The following is a 17115-nucleotide window of genomic DNA, read 5'->3' as shown; positions in this document are numbered from 1 at the left end:
GCCTTATACCAGCCTTTTGAATTACTGCTGATTGGTGGCGCGGCCCTGGGGGCCTATTTTGCGTCCAACAGCGGCAAGTCCATCAAGCTGCTGGCCAAAGCCTTGCCCATTGCCTTTCGCAGCAGTCCCTACAACAAGCAGTTGTACATGCAGTTGATGGGCATGCTGTCCGTGCTGCTGAACAAGGCACGCCGCGATGGCATGATGTCCATCGAAGCCGACATCGAAAACCCCGAACAAAGTCCTATCTTTGCTGACTACCCCAATGTGGTGAAAGATCCGGCCCTGATGAACTTTGTATCCGACTACCTGCGTTTGATGATCAGCGGCAATATGAGCTCGTTTGAAATCGAAACGCTGATGGACCAGGATATCGAGACCCACCAGCACGAACGCAACGTGCCGGCACGCGCCTTGCGTGAAGTGGCCGACGCCTTGCCCGCTTTCGGGATTGTGGCGGCGGTGCTGGGGGTGGTCAAAGCGCTGGCTTCCGTCGACCAGCCGCCTGCCGTGCTGGCTGATCTGATCTCCAAGGCCATGGTCGGTACCTTTCTGGGTATTTTGCTGGCCTATGGTTTTGTGGCTCCTTTGGCGGCGACCATCGAGCGTCGTACTTCGGATTCGGTCAAGGTGCTCGAGTGCATCAAGGTCACCTTGCTGGCCAATCTGAATGGCTACCCGCCCCAGCTTGCCGTGGAATTTGGCCGTAAAGTGCTGTTTTCCTCCGATCGCCCTTCGTTCCAGGAACTGGAAGAGCATGTACGTCAGGCCCGCTCGGGTGCTGGTCGCAAAGCCTAAGCGGATGCGTTCATGAGCAATCATAAAGATCGCGTGGTCATCCGTCGCAAGAAGACGGCCCATGCCGAGCATCATGGTGGTAGCTGGAAAATTGCCTACGCCGACTTCATGACGGCGATGATGGCTTTTTTCCTGGTGATGTGGATTCTTTCCCTGGTTCCCAAGCAGGACTTGAAGGAAATTGCCGACTACTTTCGCATGCCCTTGATGGACGCCGTCTCGGGCGGCTATCAGGCGGATTATTCGCGCAGCGTCATTCCCGGGGGCCAGCCCAGCCTGGTTCCCAATCCCCACCCCGGCACGAACAACAGCCAGGCGGCCGATGATCGCCAGGATGTGGAGCGCCTGGAAGATTTGAAATCGGCCCTGGAAGAGCTGATCCGCATTGACCCCGTCCTGCAAGAGTTCCGTCCGCAATTGTTGCTGGACATGACCCAGGATGGTTTGCGCATTCAGATTATTGATCGTCAAAGCCGCCCCATGTTCTCCACCGGCAGTGCGCAAGTGCAGATTTACATGCGAGCCATTTTGCGTTCGCTCAGCGCTCCCCTGAACGAGATGCCGAATCGGATTCTGATCTCCGGACATACTGACTCGCTGCAATACGCCAGTGGCGAGCGTCTGTACAGTAACTGGGAGCTGTCTGCCGACCGAGCCAACGCCGCCCGACAGGAGCTGGTGGCCGGTGGCCTGGCCGAGGCCAAAGTCAAGCAGGTCGTGGGTTTGGCCGATAGTGTAAGCCTGGTTAAAGATAACCCAGCGGCAGCCGTAAATCGACGTATCAGCCTGCTCGTGCTCAATAGCCGGGCGGAACGACGCATGGACGAGCAAGCCGCAAGCGGTTCGGAAGAATTTGATTTGCGCGAAGCCATGCAGGAGACCGAGGGGCCAATCAGTATTCATATTCCTGGTCTGCCTGAAATGCCTTCTGCCTTGCCAGTAGTGCCTTGAGGCCTGGGTGTTTGGGCTGTGCTTTTTGTTTTGTTGTTCTAAGCCATAACCAAGAAGGAAGTGTTCATGAGCTCCGGCGTGGATCTGAGTCAGTTTTACGAAACCTTTTTCGATGAAGCCGATGAGTTGCTGGCGGACATGGAGCGCTTGCTGCTGGAGCTGGATCTGGACGAGCCTGACCGCGATCAGCTCAATGCCATCTTCCGGGCCGCACACTCGATCAAGGGTGGCGCAGGCACGTTTGGTTGCTTCGGTCAGTTGGCTGAAACCACCCACTTACTCGAAAATCTGCTCGATCTGGTCCGTAATGGCGAGATGCAATTGCGCAAGGACATGATTGACCTCTTTCTGGAAACCAAGGACGTGCTAACCGGACAAGTCAATGCCTACCGCGAGGAACAGGAGCCTGACGAGGAAGCCTACACCCGCATCTGCGCGCAACTGAGGCAATTGGCCCTGGAACAAAAGGGCATTCTGGCAACCGACACGAAAGGAACCGAAGCGATCCTGCAAGCCGAATCGGAACCCGAGCCGGAACCGGCTGCCAACACGGATGGCTTGCCACTGTGGGTGTCCATGGGGCCGGTGTCGGATAAGGATGCCGAGGCGCTGCAACAAGAAATGGAGTTGATGGGCACCATCGTCCATCAAACTCGCGAAGGTGATCGCCTGGATATCTGGGTGGAAACCACGGGTTCGGCTGACGATATTCTGGCCGTGTGCTGCTTTATTCTGAATGCCGATCAGGTGTCGGTAAAGCCGGCCGCAGCCCCAGGACAGGCGGCGGCTCCAGCCGCTGCCGCAGCAGCCTCGGCCTCAGTTCCCGCCGCAGGGGCTGCCGAGCCTGCAGCCCCCGTCGCTGCACCGGCTGCTCCGGCTCCCGCAACGGCCCCTGTTGCCGCTGAACCAGAAAAAACCGAAGCGCCTGCGCCTGTTGCCGCTCCCAAAGCCGCCGACAAACCGGCCAAGGCTGCTGCTCCCAAAGAGTCCGGCACGATCCGTGTGGGCGTGGAGAAAGTCGACCAGATCATCAACCTGGTGGGCGAGCTGGTCATTACACAAGCCATGCTGGTGCAAACGGCCTCGACACTGGATCCGGTGGTGCACGATCGCTTGCTGAACGGCATTGAGCAGCTGGAGCGCAATGCGCGCGACCTGCAAGAGTCCGTAATGTCCATCCGCATGATGCCGATGGACTATGTGTTCAGCCGCTTCCCGCGTGTGGTGCGTGAAAGTGCCGCGCGCATGAACAAGAAGATTCGTCTGGTCACCAAAGGGCAGGCCACCGAACTGGACAAGAGCCTGATCGAACGCATTATTGATCCGCTGACCCACCTGGTGCGCAACAGTATCGACCACGGCATTGAAATGCCCGAGGATCGGCTGGCAGCGGGCAAGGAAGAAGAGGGCGTGCTGACCTTGTCGGCCCAGCACCAGGGTGGCCACATCATTCTTGAAGTGGTGGATGATGGTGCCGGCCTGAACCGCGAACGTATTCTGAAAAAAGCCATGTCCTCGGGCCTGCCGGTAACCGAGAGCATGCCGGACGACGAAGTTTGGCAGTTGATCTTTGCCCCCGGTTTTTCCACCGCCGACAAGGTTACGGAAATTTCCGGGCGTGGTGTGGGCATGGACGTGGTGCGACGCAATATCCAAAGCATGGGCGGCCACGTGCAGCTGTACTCGCGTGCGGGCAAGGGAACAACCACCCGTATTGTTCTGCCGCTGACGCTGGCGATTCTGGACGGCATGTCGGTCCAGGTGGGCAATGAAGTGTTCATCCTGCCGCTGGCTCACGTAACCGAATCCATGCAGCCCACTGAAGAGCAGTTGCGCAGCGTAACCGATACCGATCACGTCATGTTTGTGCGTGGCGAGTATCTGCCCCTGATTTCCCTGCGTGACATCTTCTCGGTTGAAGGGGCCGAGACCGATGTGACTCGCGCGATTGCCGTTATCTTGCAGGCCGAAGACATGCGCTTTGCCTTGCTGGTCGATCACCTGATCGGTCAGCATCAAGTCGTGGTCAAGAACCTGGAAGCCAACTATAGAAAAATTCCGGGTATTTCCGCTGCCACCATTTTGGGCGATGGCAGCGTAGCCCTGATTGTTGATGTTTTTGCCTTGCAACGTCTGGCGCGGGACCCCGCCTCGACGTGGGCCTGATTATTCGGAGATCTTTATGTCCAACGACTTTACTTCCCACTCCGAAGCTGCCGAGGCTGGCGGCAAGGAGTATCTGGTATTTACTCTGGGCGACCAGGAATACGGCATCGATATTCTGAAAGTTCAGGAGATCCGGGGCTACGACTCCCAGACCGTAACGCGTATTGCCAACGTGCCCAACTTCATCAAGGGTGTCACCAATCTGCGCGGTGTGATTGTGCCTATTGCCGACTTGCGGGTGCGCTTCAACATGGAGCGGGTGGAGTACGACCACCAGACCGTGGTGGTGATTCTGAATCTGCACGACCGCGTAGTGGGCGTGGTGGTGGATGGTGTATCGGACGTGCTGGTTTTGCAGTCGTCCCAGATCAGTGCCGCCCCCAGCTTTGGCACCGCTTTCTCGACCGAGTACCTGACCGGGATCGGCACGCTGGGTGAACGCATGCTGATTTTGGTGGATATTGAAAAACTGATGACCAGTGAAGAGATGGCTCTGGTTGACAGCGCAGTGGCCTGATCGCCCGAGTCTGCAAAGACTTGCCAGGCGGGGACTTGTTTAACGGGTCCTTCAAGGAATGTTCGGGCCGGGGGAGGCGTCACAAGCGCCTCTGATGTTCGGATCTACTCTAGACAAGGTGCTTGCAATGCTGGATGGATTACGTTTAGCCAATCTGAAGGTGCGGACCAGTCTGATTCTGGTACTGGTGTTTTTTTTAGCAATGCTGGTGGCAGGCGCCGCTCTGGGGATTTTGTCCTTGCGCGCCAATAACGGTGCGCTGCAAAGCATCGTGGTCAATCAGCGTGTAGGCTCGGCCATGTATCAGGCCATCGAGCGCTACAAAGAGACTCAAACCCTGATTGGACGAGCGGCCATCAGCTATGTGGTCAGCAATGATCTGCAAAACCAGGACTTGATGGCCGAGTGGAGCGATGTGGCTCCCAAAACCTCGGCGATCAGCTCGGCAACTCGGGATGCTCTGGATGCCACGCGCAAGCAGTTTGAACTGGCCCAGGAAGCCTTCTTTGAATACCAGGGTGTTGCCACCCAGCTGGAAGGCACCAACGATTACTACCAGCGTGTCGATGCGGCGTTCATGTCCCTGATGCAAGGTGGCGTGCTGCCCTTGATCGCCTATCTGGAGCAAGGTGATATTGCGGGTTTCCGCAGCTATGTGGCGACTACCACCAAGTTCCTGGAAGAGGATCTGTACAGCGCCTTGAACACCTTGCAGGAAGCTCAGCAGCGTTCTATCGACTCGCAATACCAGAAAGAAAACGACCAGTACAACATGGTGATCCGTCTGGTGGGTCTGGCCATGGTGCTTTGTCTGTTTATCTCCTTGGCCGTGTATGTGTTCTTGAATCGCATGGTGTTGCGCCCCTTGCGTCAGGCCGGTGCGCACTTTGATCGCATCGCCAGCGGGGATCTGACCCAGCGCGTGGAAGTGAAGTCCACCAATGAAATTGGTGTGCTGTATGACGCTGTGCGTCGCATGCAGGGCAGCTTGCAGTCCATGGTGCAGACCGTGCGCCAGGGCGTGGAAGAGATCACTTTTGGCTCGCATGAAATCTATGTGGGCAATACGGACTTGAGCAGTCGCACGGAAGAGCAGGCCGCCTCCTTGCAGCAGACTGCGGCCAGCATGGAGCAGTTGGCCAGCACGGTTCGTCAGAACTCGGACAATGCCCAGCAAGCGGATCAGGTTGCCAAGAATGCTTCCGAAGTGGCTCTGCGCGGTGGCCAGGCGGTCTCTACCGTGGTGCAAACCATGGAAGACTTGTCGGCCAGTTCGGGACAGATTGCCCAGATCGTGAACGTGATCGACGGCATTGCCTTCCAGACTAATATTCTGGCCTTGAACGCCGCGGTGGAAGCCGCCCGTGCAGGCGAGCAGGGCAAGGGTTTTGCGGTGGTGGCTGGTGAAGTACGCAGTCTGGCCCAGCGCAGTGCGCAAGCGGCGCGTGAGATCAAGGGCTTGATCGAGCAGTCGCTGGCCAAAGTGAAAGAAGGGACTCGACAGGTGGATGAGGCGGGCAAGGTGGTCATGGAAGTGGTCAGCTCGGTACAGAGCGTAACGACCATCATGGCGGAAATCTCCTCGGCTTCAAACGAGCAGTCCGAAGGAATTGAGCAGGTGAACCGGGCGGTTGCGCAAATGGATGTGGTTGTGCAGCAGAACGCGGCCCTGGTCGAGCAGGCTACCGCTGCGGCGGGCTCCTTGCAGGATCAGGCGACCCGTTTGTCCGATGCGGTGTCGGCGTTCAAAGTCAGTGCGCAAGACATTATTGATGATCCGTTTGAAGCGCCCGAGCCGGAACGATTACGTTCTACCGAGCGTCTGTCGGCGGGGCCTTTTAGCGGGACCTTGGCCAGCCTGTAGTTATATGAGCACATCTGTGGAACCTTTTGTTTATACATTGCCCTCGATCCCGCAAGCCTCGAGGGCCGACTGTGAGCGAGCCGCGCGCTTGCTCAAGTCGTATGCGGGCATCATCTTAGGTACCCACAAAGAAGATATGGTGGCCCGCACATTGGGTATGCGCAGTCAGAGTGCGGGGCTGCGGGAGGTGCGTCAGTATCTGGATGTTCTGGAGCAGGACACGCATAGCCAGGAGTGGCAGGACTTCGTCAATGCCTTCACCATCAATCACACCGCATTTTTTCGCGAGCAGCATCATTTCGATATTCTAGGCAAGTTTGTCAGTACACGCGGCAAACCCCTGGATATCTGGTGCAGCGCCGCCTCTACGGGCGAGGAAGCGTATTCCATTGCCATGACGGTGCGCGAGCACTGTCCCTCGCCGGATGTGAACGTGTCGATTCTGGCCAGTGATATTGATTCGGCTGCCTTGGACAAGGCCCGACAGGGCATGTACACCCTGGAGCGCATTCAGCCCGTGCCCGATCTGTGGCTGCCGCGTTATTTCCAGCGTGGTGTGGGCGCTCGCAAGGGGCTGGCACGCGTCAAGCCCGTGTTGCGCAATATGGTGGAGTTCGAGGAGTTCAATCTGGTGGGCTCGGCCTGGCCTTCGACCAGCCGCTTTGATGTGATCTTTTGTAGAAACACCATGATTTATTTTGACCGGGACGATCAGACACGCATCCTGGAGCGATTCGCCGCCGTCACCAAACCGGGTGGCCTGTTGTTTGTGGGGCATTCCGAGAACTTCTCCTACCTGACCAAGGCCTTTCGCTTGCTCGGTCAGACGGTGTATGTCCGGAACTAGGGGCTATGGAGTCTTGCCAGGCCCTGAGCTCTGTTGGCGCTTGAAATCGGGATTATGAGTAGCATGAAGAAAATTCGAGTTTTGTGTGTAGACGATTCCGCCCTGGTGCGCAGCCTGATGGTGGAAATTATCAACAGTCATGCGGATATGGAAGTGGTGGCCGTGGCCCCCGATCCGCTGGTGGCGCGCGAGCTGATCAAAGAACACAATCCGGATGTGCTGACGCTGGACGTCGAGATGCCGCGTATGGACGGGCTGGACTTTCTGGAGCGCCTTATGCGCTTGCGTCCCATGCCCGTGGTGATGGTGTCCTCGCTGACCGAGCGCAATTCGGACGTGACCTTGCGTGCCCTGGAGCTGGGCGCAGTGGACTTTGTGACCAAGCCCAAGCTGGGCCTGCGTGATGGCTTGCTGGATTACTCGGATTTGATCGCCGACAAGATCCGCGCCGCGTCCATTGCCCGTCCGCGTCGTGCGACCCCGGCCCCGGCAGGGTCCGCTCCGGCTCGTCGCCTGACGCACAACTTTTCGACCACTGAAAAGCTGATCATGATCGGTGCATCCACCGGCGGCACCGAGGCCATTCGTCAGGTGCTGGAGCCTTTGCCGGCCAATTGTCCGGCCATCATGATTACCCAACATATGCCGGCCGGTTTCACGCGCTCGTTTGTGAACCGCCTGGATGGTCTGTGCTCCATGCAGGTGCACGAGGCCGAAGATGGTCAGCGTGTCTTGCCCGGCCACGTGTATCTGGCTCCTGGTGGCGTGGCGCACATGAAGCTGGCCCGCTCGGGTGCCAATTATGTGGTCAAGCTGGTGGACAGTGAACCCGTCAACCGCCACCGGCCCTCGGTCGATGTGCTGTTTCACTCTGCCGCCGAACTGGCCGGACGCAATGCCGTGGGGGTCATTCTGACTGGCATGGGCAAGGATGGTGCACAGGGCTTGCTGGCCATGAAACAGGCCGGTGCCATGACCTTTGCGCAGGACGAGGCCACCAGCGTGGTCTTTGGCATGCCGCGTGAAGCCTTGCAAATTGGCGCGGCGGATATCGCCTTGCCTTTGGGGCAGATTAGCGAACGAATTCTGGCCAGTGTGGGGGCCTTTGGGCACCGCGTATAAGCGGTCCTGAACGCACTGGCATGCTACTCATTTGGAGAATGTAAATGGTACAAAAAAATATAAAGATTCTCGTCGTCGATGACTTTCCCACCATGCGCCGGATCATCAAGAACCTGCTCAAGGATCTGGGATACGAAAACGTGGACGAAGCGGAAGATGGTCAGATGGGCCTGGAAAAATTGCGCAATGGCAATTTCGAGTTCGTGGTCTCTGACTGGAACATGCCCAATCTGGACGGGCTGGAAATGCTCAAGCAGATTCGTGCCGATGCCAATCTGTCCTCTTTGCCGGTGCTGATGGTGACCGCCGAAGCCAAGAAAGAGAACATTATTGCCGCCGCCCAGGCGGGCGCCAATGGCTACGTCGTCAAACCCTTTACCGCCGCAACACTGGAAGAGAAACTGAACAAGATCTTCGAGAAAATGGCCGGTTAATACGGAGTACGTCATGGATCCACAGCAAACACCGACTCATCCCGACCCCCAGAACGTACCGGTTGATCTGGTCTACCGCATCGCCAATCTGACCCGCCTGCTGCGGGAAAGCATGCGCGAACTGGGGCTGGATCAGGCCATTAAAGATGCCGCGCACGCGATTCCGGATGCCCGCGATCGTCTGCACTATGTGGCTCGCATGACCGAGCAAGCCGCCAACCGCGTGCTGAACGCCGCCGAGCAGGTGCGTCCTTTGCAAGAATCCTTGCAAGAGGACGCCCAGGCGCTGGATGCCGAATGGGAACAGTGGTTTGAACAGCCTCTGGACCAGGACCAGGCCCGCGAACTGGTCAAGCGTACCCGCGGCTTCTTGCGCGATGTGCCCGTCAAGGCCCAGCAGACGCAGGACAATCTGCTGGAAATCATCATGGCCCAGGACTTTCAGGATCTGACCGGGCAGGTGATCACGCGCATGCTGGGTGTGGTTGGCACCATCGAGACCGAACTGGTCCAGGTGCTGGTCGATAATGTCCCCACAGAAAAACGCGAAGAAACTCAAAGCCTTATCAACGGCCCGGTGGTCTCGCCGGTAGCCTCGGAAGTGGTCACCAGCCAGGACCAGGTGGACGACTTGCTGGCGAATCTGGGCTTTTAAGCCCCGCCCAAATTCGATCATCGCGTTCGCTTCAGAAAGGCGCTGCACCTTGCAGCGCCTTTTTGCTTGTGGGGAACAGCCTGCTTTTATCGGGCTTTCTCCGCGCTATCAGAGCCGCGGTGCTCTTTTAGAATGACCCCGCGGCCTGCAGTGCGAACGCGACATTCGTGCTGGGCGCGTGATTCATTCTTTCAATTCCTGCGTCTTGGCAGTCCATGGCAGAAGACAGCGATCTCGAAAAAACGGAACCGGCCTCACCCCGGCGCCTGGAAAAGGCGCGGGAAGAAGGGCAGGTGGCGCGTTCCAGAGAGCTGACGACATTCCTGATGCTGCTGGCCGGGATTGGCGGAATCTGGGCCGGGGCCAGCTATTTGTACGAGACTTTTGGCGGCATTGTGCGTCGCAGCGTCTGGTTTGATCCGCGCGTAGCGCACGATCCCAGCGCCATGGTGGTGCAGGCGGCCGGTCTGGCAGGCGAAGCATTAAAAGGTCTGGCACCGCTGTTCCTGCTGCTGGTTGTGGTCGCGATCTTTGCCTCTATCGCCCTGGGCGGCATGAGCTTTAGCGGCAAGGCCTTGCAGCCCAAGTTCGAGCGCATGAATCCGGCCAAGGGCATCAAGCGCATGTTTTCCATGCAGACCGTGATCGAGCTGATCAAGACCCTGGCCAAAGCCGGTCTGGTGGGTTCGGTGGCGGTGTATGTGATCTGGACCGAGCGCGAGCAGATGACGGCCCTGATGTATGTGCATCCCACGGCGGCCATTGCCACGGGAATGACACTGATCATCAAGTGTTGTGCCCTGATCGCCGCCAGCTTGCTGGTGATTGTCTTGATTGATGCGCCCTGGCAGTTGTGGAGCTTTTACAAAAAGCTGCGCATGTCGCGCCAGGATGTGAAAGAAGAACATAAGGAAAGCGAGGGTGACCCGCATGTGAAAGGGCGCATTCGGCAGCAGCAACGGTCCATGGCCCGTTCGCGCATGATGTCCCAGGTGCCGGGGGCCGATGTGGTGGTTACCAACCCTACGCATTATGCGGTGGCCTTGAAGTATCAGGACGGCAAGAGCGGGGCGCCCCGTGTCGTTGCCAAAGGCACGGGTTTGATCGCCGCCAAGATTCGCGGTCTGGCGGCAGAGCATAAAGTGGCCACGCTGGAGGCACCCGCGCTGGCGCGGGCCCTGTACTTCAATGTCGAACTGGAGCGCGAGATTCCCGTGGACTTGTACTCGGCCGTGGCCGAAGTGCTGGCCTGGGTTTATCAGCTTCGTAACTGGAACAAGGGGCAGGGCGAGCGCCCGATCATGCCCACCCGATTGAAAGTGCCGACAGGCATGGATGAAGGTCCACTGCGTTCGCGCAAACATTAAAAGCAATGAACAATTTTTTTGCCTTACTGAAACAAAACGGTGGTCAACACGCCCGGCTTTTAGCGGGTCCGGTGCTGATCCTCATGGTGATGGCCATGATGATTCTGCCCTTGCCACCGTTTCTGCTGGACCTGCTGTTCACCTTCAATATCGCCCTGGCTGTCATGATCCTGCTGGTGGCCATGTTCACCAAAAAGCCACTGGATTTTGCGGCTTTCCCGGCAGTGCTGCTGTTTGCGACCTTGTTGCGCCTTTCTCTGAACGTGGCCTCGACGCGAGTGGTACTGATGAACGGCCACAAAGGCCCGGATGCTGCCGGTCAGGTGATTGAGGCTTTTGGCCACTTTCTGGTGGGCGGTAACTTTGCCGTGGGCCTGATCGTGTTCGTGATTCTGGTCATCATCAACTTTGTGGTGATTACCAAGGGTGCGGGCCGTATTGCGGAAGTGGGGGCGCGTTTTACCCTGGATGCCTTGCCGGGCAAGCAAATGGCCATTGATGCCGACTTGAATGCCGGCCTGATTGGCGAAGACGATGCCCGTCGTCGCCGTACCGAAGTTTCGCAGGAAGCCGAGTTTTACGGCTCCATGGACGGTGCCAGCAAATTCGTGCGCGGTGACGCGGTGGCGGGTTTGCTGATCATGGTCATTAACGTGATTGGCGGTCTGATCATCGGTGTCCTGCAGCATGACTTGTCTTTCTCGGAAGCCGGTCGCGTTTACACTTTGTTGACCATTGGTGACGGTCTGGTCGCCCAGATTCCTGCCCTGATCATTTCCACCGCCGCCGGTGTGGTGGTGTCGCGTGTGGCGACGGATGAGGACGTGGGCCAGCAAATGGTCAGCCAGCTTTTCCGCAACCCCATGGTGCTGTATATCACCGCCGGTATTTTGGGTTTGATGGGACTGATTCCCGGCATGCCCAATCTGGTATTCCTGTTACTGGCCGCGATATTGGGTGCTGGAGCCTGGATGATGCAAAAGCATCAGGTCCAACAGCAGCAGCAAGCCAGCGAACCCAATGATGAAGTCTTGGCCGCGGCCGATTCTGCCGCCAGTGAAGCCAGCTGGAATGACGTGTCCATGGTGGACCCCCTGGGTCTGGAAGTGGGCTATCGCCTGATCTCCTTGGTGGACCATGCGCAAAATGGCGAGCTGCTACATCGTATCCGCAGCTTGCGTAAGAAGTTTGCGCAGGAAGTGGGCTTTTTGCCGCCCGTGGTCCACATTCGGGACAATCTGGAGCTCAAACCCAACGACTATCGCATCCTGCTGGCCGGGGTGGAGATCGGCCGTGGCACCGCCACGCCGGGGCAGTGGCTGGCGATTGATCCTGGTGGTGTCACCATGAAGTTGCCCGGCACGCCGACCACGGACCCGGCCTTCGGCCTGCCTGCCGTGTGGGTGGATGTCAGCATGCGCGAGCAGGCACAGATTGCAGGCTATACCGTGGTGGATGCCAGCACGGTGATTGCCACGCATATCAACCATTTGCTGCATCGTCATGGGGCCGATTTGCTGGGCCGTCAGGAAGTGCAGCAATTGCTGGATCACGTGGGCCGCGAAGCGCCCAAGCTGGTCGAAGATTTTGTGCCGCAAACCCTGTCCCTGAGCCTCTTGCTCAAGGTCTTGCGTGGTCTGCTGGCTGAAGATGTGCCGATTCGCGATATGCGTAGCATTGTGGAAACGCTGGCTGAACATGCACCGCGCATTCTGGCTCCCGGCGCGGTTCAGCCCGGCCAGGAGGCGGGCGAACTGCTGGCGGTTTTACGCGTGGCCTTGGGCCGTGCCATTGCGCAGCAGTGGTTCCCGGGCGAGGGCGAGCTGCGTGTGATTGGTCTGGATGCCCGTCTGGAGCGGGTCATGACGCAGGCACTGACCAGCAGCGGCGCGCTGGAGCCGGGTCTGGCCGAGTCGGTGCTGACCGATGCCATGCGGGCAGCCCAGTTCCAAGAAGAACATGGAGATCCGCCCGTGCTGGTTGTGCCGCCTATTTTGCGGCCTACCTTGTCGCGTTTCTTGCGTCACCACATCCCACAGCTGGGTGTCTTGTCCAACGCTGAAATTCCTGAAGAACGCATCCTTCGGGTCACCACCATTATTGGTCAGTCTGAATGAATATAAGTCGCTTTTTTGGTAGTACCAGCCGTGAAGCCATGCGCCAGGTGCGTATCGCTTTGGGGCCCGATGCCTTGATTGTGTCCAACCGTCGCGTGAATGGCGGGGTGGAGATTCTCGCTACCGATTCCAGCTCGGTTCCCGGTGGTGCCACTGAACGTGCGCCCATGCCCAGCAGCACACCGCATCAGGCCGCTGGCATACGTCAGCAGGAGATGGCCCCGCCACCGGCCGCCGACAATGTGATGGGTGCGATTGGGGCATTGCGTGGTGCCCTGGAAGGCCGCATGGACGATCTGGTCTGGAGTCATCAGATGCGGCGCACGCCGGTGGCGGTGAATCTGTTTCAGAGTCTCTTGTCGCAAGGTTTCAGTACCGCCTTGCTGCGTGCCATGCTCAAGCGCTTGCCCGAAGAACTGGGCGCGCGTGCGGCCTTGCAATGGGTGCGTACTGAACTGGAAACCCATTTGCCGGTGCTGCGCTCCGAGGACGCCTTGTGGCAGCCCGGTTTGGCCTTGGCGCTGGTGGGCCCCACGGGTGTGGGCAAGACCACCACGCTGGCCAAACTGGCCGCGCGTGCTGTGCGTCGCTTCGGTCCCGATAAAGTGGTTTTGCTGACTACCGATACCTATCGGATCGGCGCCCACGAGCAACTGAAGATTTATGGCGACCTGATGCGGGTAACCGTGCATATCGTGCAGGACGTAGCGCAACTGCGTAGCGTGATGCTGGGCGTGCGGCCTGATCAGGTGATCCTGATCGACAATATGGGCATCAGCCAGCGCGACCGTTACGTGCGAGAACAGGCTGCCTTGCTGGCCGGTGCTGGACGTCGGGTGCAACGTTTGCTGGTGCTTAATGCCGCCAGCCAGGGCGATACCCTGGACGAAGTGGCCCGTAGCTACACGCAGGACGGTGGTACACCGTTAAGCGGCTGCATCATCTCCAAGGTGGACGAGGCCATCAAGCTGGGCAGCCCGCTGGATACCGCCATCCGTTTCAAGCTGCCCATTCATTACGTGTCCAACGGCCAGAAAGTGCCCGAGGATTTGCGCTTCATGAGTGCAGCCGAACTGGTCGACTCTGCCTTGCAAGTGCGCGAGAACCAGCGTCCCTTGTACGCGCCCAGTTCTGGCGATCTGGCCGCCTTGCTGGAAAGTGGTGGTCAGTCTGCCCAGGAACAACAGGCCGAGGAAGAACGCCGTGTGCGCGTCTTGCCACGCCTTTTGTCGGCGGCCTCGGCTGGTGGGCCTATCGCCCTGGAGCAGGCCCGTCGCGCAGCGGCGGATCTGGACGAACGTCTGGCCTGCGCGGAAGCCTACGACTTCTGGCGCGATCTGCATGCACAAAATGCCCCCATTCAGGACGGGGCAGCAGCACAACGTGCCGAAGGCTTGATGCGTGCCGCGTGTCAGGAAGTCAGCGAAGGCAATGTGTCTCGCCTGCTGGTAATCCATGCCGATCATCAGCCTGCTGGCAGTCAGGAACAGTGCTCGTTCAGCTTCCTGTTCAGCCCCAAAGGTCAGGCCTTAAGTGTTCCGTACTATCAGCGCCAGACGCCCTCGCAATGGTCGGATGTGCGTGGCGTGCGCAGCATGGAACGGCCAGGTCCCGCGCAAGCCTTGAATCAGGCCATGCAGGTTCTGAATGCGCAGGCTCAGCCTGTGAATCTGCTGCATATTTTTGAGGGTGGTTCGCCCACCATGTGGCGTCAATGGGCCCATATGGAAGCCGACTGGCTGGCCCTGATTCCAGGTGCAACCTCCTTGTGGCACAAGGACGGCAAGACCACGCCCAATGCACTGAGCAAACAGCTGGCTTTCCACGCGATTCCGGATCTGGCTGCGCGTCTGCATCTGGAAACGCTGGGCCGTGCCAAGCTGGGTGAAATTGCCCTGTGGTACGCCGTCGAGCCGGTGCAGTTGCGACAACGCAATGCCGAGCCTGTGCATCTGGATCTGATCATCCTGCGCACTGTCCGTCGTCACGACGGCAAAGTGCTGAAAACCCGCTTTGCCTTGATGCACCAGTGCACAGGCTCCGAGGCCATCGCCCCGGCCAGCCTGGCATGCTACATGATGCTGCGTAGCGAAGTGCAGGAAATGGCCCGCCTGCTCAGTACCGTGCGCGGCATTCTGCCCGCCAGCAATTCCGAGTTCGAAGAAGAGCTTAACTTGCTGGCTGCAGCCCAATTGACGCTTGCTTCCTGGGACCTGCTGCAAGCGCCGGACAATCTGGGTGTGCGACAGCTGAGCGCGCGCTTGCTGGGCAAACCAAGCCTGAAATCTGGTCAGTCGGTCGATGCGCTGGTGAAGATGCTGGTGTTGAAGGAAGCGATGAGCTAAATTCAGCAAGATTAGCCTGCCGTGTGGCAGGCTTTTTTATTTCAAACGCTGCAAGTTGCTGCGTAGGCCCTGGAAGATGGCGTCTTTGATGTGTTCAGGGAAATGCGCTGGCAATCGTGCCGAGACATTTTGAATGGCTGGCTCTACAAGCTGGTGAAGGTCTCCGATCAAGGATTCAGTGGCTTGCTGTCCTATATAGGTTTTTCCTACGGCAAGCCAATGCCTGAGAAGCATTTCCTGCATCTTGTAGCGAGTATTGCTGGTGCGTAGTGCCATCGCCATTTTGACGCGCTGAATAGGGCATTGATTTTGTTTTGTGCCTACCCAAGGCCAGGCCGAGAGCACATCGTAAAGTGGTGCCAGACGGAAGTAGCCGCCAGGTTCTATGGCCAGACTGAAGTTTTTGGCATGGCCATCTGGGGCGGCCAGCAAGTAGAAGGCCAACAAGGTTTTGAAGAAAGCCTGTCGGTCAGCCAGAGCATTGGACGAGCCGGATAAGACCTGCATGATGGTATGGATGCCAGGGCCACCGTCGGATTCGTATTTGGCATGCGAGGGCAAACCGCTTGCCTGTAACAGGTCTTCATGGGGCAGGCGTATCAAATGACCATGACGGCTCCAGACACGGTCAAAGCGCTCCACGATGAGAACCTTTTGATCTTCAAACTGGCCAATTTGGGTGTGGGCGACATTCAAGCCCAGTTCTTTGAGCAGCTCCATGCAGAGCCATTCGTTTTCCACCGAGTGGCTCAGATCAAAGCGGACATTGCCCGCCAATCCCAAGGGTAGTTTCAAGATGTGTGAGCTGGGTGTCGATCCCTGGGGAATGTGCCATTGGCCTTGATGCCATAGCAGGGCCGTTTTTTCCTGGGCACCTGCCAGCGAAAAACGAAAGTCTTCGGGGGCCAGGTCCTGGCGGGCGGTAATTGTGCCGCGCAAATGCTCGGCAACGTCACTTTCGGTAAGAGGACGGGCCGTGAGGGTGTGAATCTCCGGCGCTGGAGAGTTCTCCGGCAGAAGTTGCACGGCACCAGCAGCATCCCGACCTATTGCTTCCAGCAAGGCAAACGTTTCCAGCGAGCGGGTTTTGAAGCGGGAGGCGATGCGTTGGCGAATCTCGGGATTGTCGGGGAGCAGATTTTCAAAGTAGTTGTCTACGACCTCGCCACGAAGTGCTTCATTGTTGAATGTAAAGGGCAGGGATAGAGACAGCGGCCGGCCTTGTGGATGGGTGATCCAGTCTGGCGCGTAGCTAAGTTGTGATGGGCCGCGGGCAGGCTTATGCCACTTTCCAACGAAGAGACCATTCATCCACAGGTCCAGAACAGGCATCACCACTCCATAGATTCCGGTTTGTCAGGCTCGTGAGCGTCAATAATGGAGATCTTGGCTTCCAGGACGGCCAGAACCGAAAACAGGTTTTTAAGCGATAGGCCAGACGCGTCATTTTCCATGCGCGAAATGGCTTGCTGCGTTGTGTTCAGCTTGTCTGCCAGCTCTATCTGACTCCAGCCTTTGCGCTTGCGCAACGAGCGGATGAGCTTGGGCATTTGCTCCGGGCTGTGCAGTGCAATGGCGTCTAGTCTTGTTGGCATCGCCTGGCTCCTGTGAATTCAAAATACAATAAATTTGATGTATTTTAAATATACATCGTTTTTGGTGTATTCAAAGAATACATCATATTTAATGTAATGGAGTTCAGGCATTCAAACGTTCGGGCGTTCAGCCCTTGTACCTTAGCGTGGCTTGCAGCGTTCTCCGTGTTCGGGCAGGACAAAAAAAGCGCCAACTAAATAGTTGGCGCTTCAGACTGCTGACAAACCCTCCCATAAAACAGCAGGCTTGTTCATAATACGTTCATGCTTAAGACCCCGACTGCTTATCAACATGAATGGGAAATGGTCACGCTGGACTCCTTGGTTCCGGGCGACC

The 17115-nt window shown here is 57.9% G+C and carries 14 protein-coding genes; 12 read left to right on the top strand and 2 right to left on the bottom strand.

Annotated elements, in window-relative coordinates; all coding sequences use genetic code 11:
• From motA to flhF, 12 genes are all read left to right on the top strand, one after another.
• On the top strand, window positions 1–798 hold a 798-nt coding region (gene motA, locus KOE80_RS19760; protein ID WP_226349814.1), incomplete at its 5' end, for a flagellar motor stator protein MotA.
• Window positions 799–810: 12 nt separating this feature from the next.
• Window positions 811–1749: a flagellar motor protein MotB gene (gene motB / locus KOE80_RS19755; RefSeq protein ID WP_026484569.1), complete on the top strand. Its 939-nt coding sequence runs from the start codon at window positions 811–813 to the stop codon at window positions 1747–1749.
• A 66-nt stretch (window positions 1750–1815) separates the two neighbouring features.
• The gene (cheA, locus tag KOE80_RS19750) at window positions 1816–3915 is read left to right on the top strand and encodes a chemotaxis protein CheA (RefSeq protein ID WP_226349813.1); all 2100 of its coding nucleotides are present in this window, start codon (window positions 1816–1818) and stop codon (window positions 3913–3915) included.
• Between the two features lie 16 nt (window positions 3916–3931).
• Window positions 3932–4432, top strand: a complete 501-nt coding sequence (locus tag KOE80_RS19745; RefSeq protein WP_009455177.1) for a chemotaxis protein CheW — start codon at window positions 3932–3934, stop codon at window positions 4430–4432.
• Between the two features lie 127 nt (window positions 4433–4559).
• Window positions 4560–6296, top strand: a complete 1737-nt coding sequence (locus tag KOE80_RS19740) for a methyl-accepting chemotaxis protein (RefSeq protein ID WP_035269028.1) — start codon at window positions 4560–4562, stop codon at window positions 6294–6296.
• Window positions 6297–6300: 4 nt separating this feature from the next.
• The gene (locus KOE80_RS19735; protein ID WP_226349812.1) at window positions 6301–7143 is read left to right on the top strand and encodes a CheR family methyltransferase; all 843 of its coding nucleotides are present in this window, start codon (window positions 6301–6303) and stop codon (window positions 7141–7143) included.
• A 63-nt stretch (window positions 7144–7206) separates the two neighbouring features.
• Window positions 7207–8265: a protein-glutamate methylesterase/protein-glutamine glutaminase gene (locus KOE80_RS19730; RefSeq protein WP_021446831.1), complete on the top strand. Its 1059-nt coding sequence runs from the start codon at window positions 7207–7209 to the stop codon at window positions 8263–8265.
• A gap of 44 nt (window positions 8266–8309) precedes the next feature.
• The gene (gene cheY / locus KOE80_RS19725) at window positions 8310–8699 is read left to right on the top strand and encodes a chemotaxis response regulator CheY (protein WP_009458133.1); all 390 of its coding nucleotides are present in this window, start codon (window positions 8310–8312) and stop codon (window positions 8697–8699) included.
• A 13-nt stretch (window positions 8700–8712) separates the two neighbouring features.
• Window positions 8713–9354: a protein phosphatase CheZ gene (gene cheZ, locus KOE80_RS19720; protein ID WP_226349811.1), complete on the top strand. Its 642-nt coding sequence runs from the start codon at window positions 8713–8715 to the stop codon at window positions 9352–9354.
• Window positions 9355–9569: 215 nt separating this feature from the next.
• Entirely contained in the window at window positions 9570–10721 is a 1152-nt protein-coding gene (gene flhB / locus KOE80_RS19715) for a flagellar biosynthesis protein FlhB (RefSeq protein WP_226349810.1), read from the top strand.
• A 5-nt stretch (window positions 10722–10726) separates the two neighbouring features.
• A complete protein-coding gene (gene flhA / locus KOE80_RS19710) occupies window positions 10727–12838 on the top strand; it encodes a flagellar biosynthesis protein FlhA (protein WP_226349809.1) in 2112 nt (703 codons plus the stop codon).
• Entirely contained in the window at window positions 12835–15183 is a 2349-nt protein-coding gene (gene flhF / locus KOE80_RS19705) for a flagellar biosynthesis protein FlhF (RefSeq protein WP_226349808.1), read from the top strand. The genes flhA and flhF overlap by 4 nt, the downstream gene beginning before the upstream one ends.
• A 36-nt stretch (window positions 15184–15219) precedes the next feature.
• On the opposite strand, the gene KOE80_RS19700 is transcribed toward flhF, so the two are convergent.
• Window positions 15220–16515: a type II toxin-antitoxin system HipA family toxin gene (locus KOE80_RS19700; protein ID WP_226349807.1), complete on the bottom strand. Its 1296-nt coding sequence runs from the start codon at window positions 16513–16515 to the stop codon at window positions 15220–15222.
• Window positions 16515–16778 carry a helix-turn-helix domain-containing protein gene (locus tag KOE80_RS19695; protein WP_052363008.1) on the bottom strand — a complete coding sequence of 88 codons (264 nt, stop codon included), beginning with the start codon at window positions 16776–16778 and terminating at the stop codon, window positions 16515–16517. The genes KOE80_RS19700 and KOE80_RS19695 overlap by 1 nt, the downstream gene beginning before the upstream one ends.
• Window positions 16779–17115 lie beyond the last annotated feature (337 nt).

The sequence above is a fragment of the Alcaligenes sp. 13f genome, assembly GCF_020496585.1.
GTDB lineage: Bacteria > Pseudomonadota > Gammaproteobacteria > Burkholderiales > Burkholderiaceae_B > Alcaligenes > Alcaligenes phenolicus.
The sequence above is the reverse complement of the archived record's forward strand: the minus strand, read 5'-3'. Positions and strand labels throughout refer to the sequence as shown.